The organism is Pseudomonas emilianonis, assembly GCF_023072625.1.
GTDB lineage: Bacteria > Pseudomonadota > Gammaproteobacteria > Pseudomonadales > Pseudomonadaceae > Aquipseudomonas > Aquipseudomonas paraveronii.
The window spans coordinates 1-6,417 of the sequence record NZ_JAKNRV010000304.1 but is presented as its reverse complement, the minus strand read 5'-3'; the positions used below and the strand labels follow the sequence as shown (position 1 = coordinate 6,417).

General features: G+C 63.4%; 5 protein-coding genes. All 5 read right to left on the bottom strand.

What is annotated here, in order from left to right; all coding sequences use genetic code 11:
* The coding region (locus tag L9Z73_RS23260; RefSeq protein ID WP_247406017.1) for an ABC transporter ATP-binding protein at positions 1 to 588 on the bottom strand (588 nt) is incomplete at its 3' end.
* Positions 588 to 1,853: a nitrous oxide reductase family maturation protein NosD gene (locus tag L9Z73_RS23255; RefSeq protein WP_430624310.1), complete on the bottom strand. Its 1,266-nt coding sequence runs from the start codon at positions 1,851 to 1,853 to the stop codon at positions 588 to 590. The genes L9Z73_RS23255 and L9Z73_RS23260, both read right to left, overlap by 1 nt.
* A gap of 141 nt (positions 1,854 to 1,994) precedes the next feature.
* Positions 1,995 to 3,896 carry a TAT-dependent nitrous-oxide reductase gene (gene nosZ, locus L9Z73_RS23250; RefSeq protein WP_247406011.1) on the bottom strand — a complete coding sequence of 634 codons (1,902 nt, stop codon included), beginning with the start codon at positions 3,894 to 3,896 and terminating at the stop codon, positions 1,995 to 1,997.
* A gap of 11 nt (positions 3,897 to 3,907) precedes the next feature.
* Complete coding sequence (nosR, locus tag L9Z73_RS23245) at positions 3,908 to 6,040, bottom strand: transcriptional regulator NosR (protein ID WP_247406009.1); 2,133 nt, start codon at positions 6,038 to 6,040, stop codon at positions 3,908 to 3,910.
* 135 nt (positions 6,041 to 6,175) lie between these two features.
* Positions 6,176 to 6,417, bottom strand: a 242-nt coding sequence (locus tag L9Z73_RS23240) for a helix-turn-helix domain-containing protein (protein WP_282598729.1), incomplete at its 5' end; no start/stop codon positions are given.

The following is a 6,417-nucleotide window of genomic DNA, read 5'->3' as shown; positions in this document are numbered from 1 at the left end:
GTTGATGTGCGCCTCGACGCCCGGCAGCACATGGGAACACAGGATGGTACTGGTGCCGGCCGCACGCAGACGGTCGAGCAGGCGATACAGGTCCTGGGTGGCGAACGGATCGAGGCCCACGGTGGGTTCGTCGAGCAGCAACAGGCGTGGCTCGCCGAGCAAGGCCTGGGCCAGCCCGAGGCGCTGACGCATGCCCTTGGAGTAGGTCTTGACCCGCCGCCCCGCCGCCGCTGTCAGGCCGACGTCGTCCAGCAGGCTGTCGACCTGATGCATCGGCGCGCCCTTGAGCCGGGCAAAGTGGCGCAGGGTTTCGACGCCGCTCAACTGCGCGTAGAACGTGACGTTTTCCGGCAGGTAACCGAGCCAGCGGCGCACGTGGGGATCACTCGGCGCACGGCCAAACACCCGCACCTCGCCGGCGCTGGCGCGCAGCAAGCCAAGGACCAGTTTCATCGCGGTGGTCTTGCCCGCGCCGTTGTGCCCGAACAACCCCAGCACTTCCCCGGGGGCCAGGCTCAGGTTCAGGCCGTGCAGCACCGTGGCACGCCCGTAGCGCTGGCTGACGCCTTCGATCTCGACGACATTCATCATGCAGGTTCCTTATGCGTGGGGGCTTGCATCAGAGGGTGGCTGTCCATCACTCCCGGCGACTTCATCACCGGAAACGCACGTTGCACCCAGCGCAGCAACTCAATGCCGGGGCTGTTCATCAACAGCCGCACCTGGGGGTACATCCACAGCAGGCGGTCGACGTTGTCGTTCGGCTCGTAAGCCACATCGCCCAGGCCATCGCCGTTGCGGTCCCAGCCGAGGTAGTCGCTCCAGTAGTTGCCCCGGCCGTCCGCCGACCATTCCTGCAAGCGGCTGGCGACGTATTTGACCTGGCGCTGGTTGTCGATGAAGGCGTTGCCGGCGATGCGGTTGTCTTCGGAGCCGGCGGTGAGGTGGATGCCCACCGCGCTGCGTGCGAAGCGGTTGTGTTCGATGCGGTTGAACAGCGAGTTGTAGATGAACAGCGCCTTGCCTTCGCCGCCGGCGATCATGGTGTCGCCGGTGGAGCCGTCGCGCACATCCGTGACGACGTTGTCCTGCAAGGTCGAATAGGTGATGTAGTTCATCAGGATGCCGTAGTTCTGGTCCTGCTCGGAGCGATTGCCGATCACCGTCAGCTTGCGGCTTTGCATCAAGGCGTAGCCGGTGCGGGTGCGGCGCGTGGTGTTGCCCAGGACCTGGTTGTCGTTGGCGAACATGTAGTGGATGCCATAGCGCAGGTCTTCCAGGGTGTTGCCTTGCAGCAGGTTGCCGTTGGAGGTGTCGATGTAGATGCCGTCGCGGGTGTCACGCACCTGGTTATCGATGACGCGGGCACCGTGTACGGCGTACAGGTGAATGCCGTTGCCACGGTCCTGGGAGCGTACCGAGGTATCGCCCTGGATGCGGTTGCCGATCAGGCTCACGTCCTGGGTGCCGTCGACCCAGATGCCAAAGCCCGGGCCTTGCAGGCGGTTGCCCAGCAGTTGTGTGCCGCGGGCCTGGGGTTGGATGAAGACACCGGCGTTCATGGCCGTGAGGTCGTCGCCCCAATCGAGGAACGTGCAGCCTTGGACGCTGACATCCGGCGCGCTGATCAGCAGGCCGTTGCCCTGCCCTTCGGCCTGGAAGATGGCGCCGGGGGCGCAGGTCAATTGCAGCGGTTGGTCGATGCGGAACGAGCCCCGGTATTCGCCCGCCGGCAGGCGCCAGTGGTTGGGGCCGTCGGCTTGCAGGGGTAAGTCGGTGATGGGGCGCACGCCAGCGTTCACCCCGAACGAGAGCAGTGCGAGCCCTATCAAGGTGATGAGTGATCGAGCCACAGTGATGTCCTTAAACTGAATGCGGCTAAATGTGGGAGGGGGCTTGCTCCCGATGAGGGTGTATCAGTTGATGCATCCTTGGCTGATTCACCGCCATCGGGAGCAAGCCCCCTCCCACCTTTGTCCTGCTGTGTCCTTGTGTCAGGCGCGCTCGACCTTCATCCGCCCGACCATCTCCATGTGCAGGGCATGGCAGAACCAGCTGCAGTAGTACCAATGCAGCCCCGGCTTGTCGGCCATGAACGTGATCGACGAGGTCTGCTGTGGGCTGATCTCCATGCTCACGCCGTGGTTGACCATGACAAAGCCGTGGGTCACGTCTTCGATCATGTCGATGTTGGTGATGGTCACGGTGACTTCATCGCCCTGTTTGACGGTGAACTCCGAAAGCCCGTAGGCCGGGGCCATGGAGGTCATGTACACGCGCACCTTGTTGCCGTCGCGGATGACCTTGCTGTCGGTTTCCAGGTTGATCCCGTCCTTCTTGGCAATGGCCACCGTTTCGGCGAAGAACGGATCGTTGCGTTCCCAGATTTTCTTGGTCTTGATCTGGTCGCGGCGTGCCATCGCACAGTCGTGGGGTTCGGCGAAGGCCGGGCCGTCGTGGACCAGTTTCATTTCATCGCCGGAGATGTCGATCAACTGGTCGTTCTCCGGGTGCAGCGGGCCGGTGGGCAGGAAGCGGTCCTTGGAGAACTTGCTCAATACCACCAACCACTGGCCGTCGGCGTCACGGGTTTCGGTCAGCGACGCATGGTTGTGGCCCGGCTGGTACTGCACATCGAGCTTCTGCTTGATGTAGTTGACCTTCTCGCCGCCATAGGCGCGGATGGCCTCGGCGATGTTCCACTTGACCACCTGGCTGTCGATGAACAGCGTGGTGTAGGCAAAGCCACGCCCGTCGTAGGTGGTGTGCAGCGGGCCCAGGCCCAGTTCCGGCTCACCGACCACCACGCCGCGCGGGTCAGGGATCTTGCCGCTGAACAGGTCGTCGAGTTTGTCGATGGCGATGATGGTGCAGGTTGGCGACAGCTTGCCGTTGGCGATGAAGTACTTGCCATCCGGCGAAGTGTTGCAGCCGTGGGGGTTCTTCGGCACCGGAATGTAGCGGGTGAACTCGCTGTCCTTGCCGTCCTCGGATTTGCGCCCGTCCACCACCGGCACCTTGACGCCGTCCACACTGATGAACTTGCCGGCCTTGATCGCCGCTTCGATGCGCGGGATGTTGAACACCACCACCCAGTCGCGCTCGTTGCGCATCATGCCGGCCAGGTCGGTGGCCTTTTCCGAGTTGTAGCAAGTGGCCGCCGCGTACTTGCCGGTGTAGTCCATGTCGGCGTTGTCGAGGTTGCCGTCGACGATCACCTGGAACGCCATTTCCATTTTCTCGGCGTCGATGGCATTGAACATGGTGAAGGCGTTGCGATCCTGCAGGTCGAAGCTGTGGCCGTCATTGGGGTGCGGGATGATGAACTCGGCGTTGCAGAACACGTACTTGGTGTAGGGCACCTTTTGCAGGCGCAGGCCGTGGATGGCCTGGACGTTCGGTACAGTGAGGATTTTGTCGCACTTCATGATGTCCAGGCGGATGCGCGCCACCCGGCTGTTGGCCTTGTCATTGATAAACAGGTACTTGCCGTCGTAGCGGCCATCGGTGGTGGACAAGTGCGGGTGGTGGCAATCGCCGTTGCGGTACTTGGCGCCCTCGCCGAGGATGCGCTTGCTCTCGTTGGTCAGGCCCCAGCCGGTGGCCGAGTCGACGTTGAACACCGGGATGCGCATCAGCTCGCGCATCGACGGGATGCCCAGCACCCGCACTTCGCCCTGGTGGCCGCCACTCCAGAAACCGTAGTAATCGTCGAGCTGGCCGGGTTCTACATGGATTTTCGATTTGGCGTCCTTGGCCGCCGCCGCGAAGGATTCACGGGTAAACACCGCGCCGCCGAGGGCCGACGCACCCGCCAGCACAGCGCCGGTCACCGCACCGGTGCCGAGGAAACTGCGCCGGGTCAGGCCGTCATGTTTATCGTCTGTATCGTTCATGGGTTGCTCCTTCAAGTGTTGGGATTTATCTGCACTACGGGAATCTGTACGGGCGCCGCCTTGTTGCGCTTCTTGCGTTTGTTGATCAGCGGCGGGCACTTGTTTTCGTTGTGCCAGGTCATCTGGCAGTCGAGGCAGTAGTGGCATTCGTTGGCGTTGATATGGCCGTCCGGGTGGATCGCCTGGATCTCGCATTCCTTGGCGCACAGTTGGCATGGGTTGCCGCATTCCTGGCGACGCTTGAGCCAGTCGAACAGGCGGAACTTGCTCGGGATCGCCAGGGCGGCGCCGAGGGGACAGAGGTAGCGGCAGTAGACTTTGCGGGTGAACAGGTTGATCACCAGCAACGCCACGGCGTAGAGCACGAACCACCACTGGCGGTCGAACTTGAGGGTGATGGCGGTCTTGAACGGTTCCACTTCGGCAAAGCGTTCCGCGGTGGCCATCGATTCCAGCGAGAGGCCGAACAGCACCAGCAGGATCAGGTACTTGATCGCCCACAGCCGTTCATGCACCGCGAAGGGCAATTCGAACTGGCGGATCTTCAGGCGGCGCGCGGCTTCGTTGAGCAGTTCCTGCAAGGCCCCGAACGGGCACAGCCAGCCGCAGAACACCCCGCGCCCCCAGAGCAGGATGCTGGCGGCGGTGAAGACCCAGAGCATGAAGATCAGCGGGTCGGTGAGGAACAGCTCCCAGCGGAAGTCCTGCACCAGCGCATGCACGAAGGTCAGCACATTGACCACCGACAACTGCCCCAGCGCATACCAGCCGATGAACCCTACGGTAAACACCAGATAACCCCGGCGCAGCCAGTGCAGCAGACGCGGGCGCCGGGCCAGGCTGTCCTGCAGGAACAGGATCGCGGTGAGCAGCAGCAGCGCGACGCCGAGCACCATGACCTGGACCTGTTTCTGGTACCAGATGCTCAACCACAGCGGGCGGCTGGCCTCATCCAGCGCGGCTTGTTCGGCGGCGGTGGGCAGCGGCCGTTCCAGGTACTGTTCGGGCATCTGGTAAGGCAGTTCGAAGCTGCTGAACGTGCCGCTGACCGGACCGGTCTGGCGCCGCACCAGCAGTTCCAGGGTCCAGGCCGAACCCGGGTCGAAGCCGGCCTGCGGACGCACGATGAATATCGACATCTCGTCGAAGGCCGGTATGCCCTCGGCGTAGACGTCGTCGATGCGTTGGTGGTCGAGGTCACGGAAGCTGATCACGTTGCCGAACTGGCGCAACTGCACCCGGTCGAAAATCCCGCCGCGCACATAACCCGAGCCCTTGAACGAAAACAGCCCACGACCGAACACGGCGATGGCCTGTTCGCCGGGTTTGAGCCCCTGCATCAAGCTGCGGTAGTGTTCTTCGCCCAACAGGTTGCGGCCGATGCTCGGCGGGTTGATGTCAGCCACATAAAGCTCGATGAACGTTTCGTCCGCCGCCTCGGCGCCTTCGGCGGCGGTGTCCTTGAAGGCCGCGTCGACCTGGCCACGGGTCAAAAGCAGGCGGCGGATCGCGCCATTGCCGGTCAATTGCGCCCAGGTGGCGGGGGCAAATTGATCGGCGCGGATCAGCGCGACTTTCTGCGCGGTAGCGGCCTTGCCGTCGATCAGTTTGAGCCACACGGCCACGTCATGGGCCGCCCGCATCACCACTTCATTGACCACCATCGCGGTCACGGTCGCACCGGCAATCGCATCCACCGTTACGGCCTTCGGGTCGCTGGAACGTCCGACCACCACGCGCTGGCGCACATCGACGCCGGAATAGTGCGCGGTGAATTCGTGCAGCTTGACCTCGGGAATACCGATCAACAGGATCGGCTCGTGGTGCTCCAGCACGTAGGCATCGCGGATCACCCCGGCGGTATCGAGGATCACCTGGGTGTTGATCGGCTTGCCTGAATACGCCGGGATCGCCACCACATCCAGGCTCTGGAACACGTAGCCGATGGGCTTGCCCGCCGTCGAAATGGTGCGCACCTTGAACGGGCCGTCCGGTGCGGAGACCGCATCCTGGGCGGGAAAGGTGCGTTCGATACGCTGCTGTTCGATGTCGCCGTAAGACCGGGCCTGGGCGGTGAAGCTGGTGATGAGCAACACCACCAGCACAGTCAGCCAGTGGCGTGTCAAGCGCGCGGAGCGAGTCATGGAGTCCCTTGAGGCGTCGGGCTGAAGATGGGACGGATGGTAGGGGCGATGATGGCGGGTGGCCCTTGACCAGAATCAAGTCCGGCCAGTAGGCGGTGCGACGAATACGCACGGCTGGCGCGTTGCCGCATCCCCTTACTTGAGCTTCAGGCGCCGCGCCAGCTTGTGCAGGTTGCTGGCGTCCACGCCTAGCAAGCGCGCAGCACTCGCCCAATTGCCGGCGCAGTGTTCCAGGGCGTGGCGAATGTTCCAGCGCTGGCACTCATCCACCGCCACCGCCAAGGGCTGGAAGGACTCAATCGATGACGCGGGCAAGGCGCGTTCAACCGCGACGACGGCCGCGTCCAGGCCCAGGGCGTGCGGCTCCAGGCAGATCA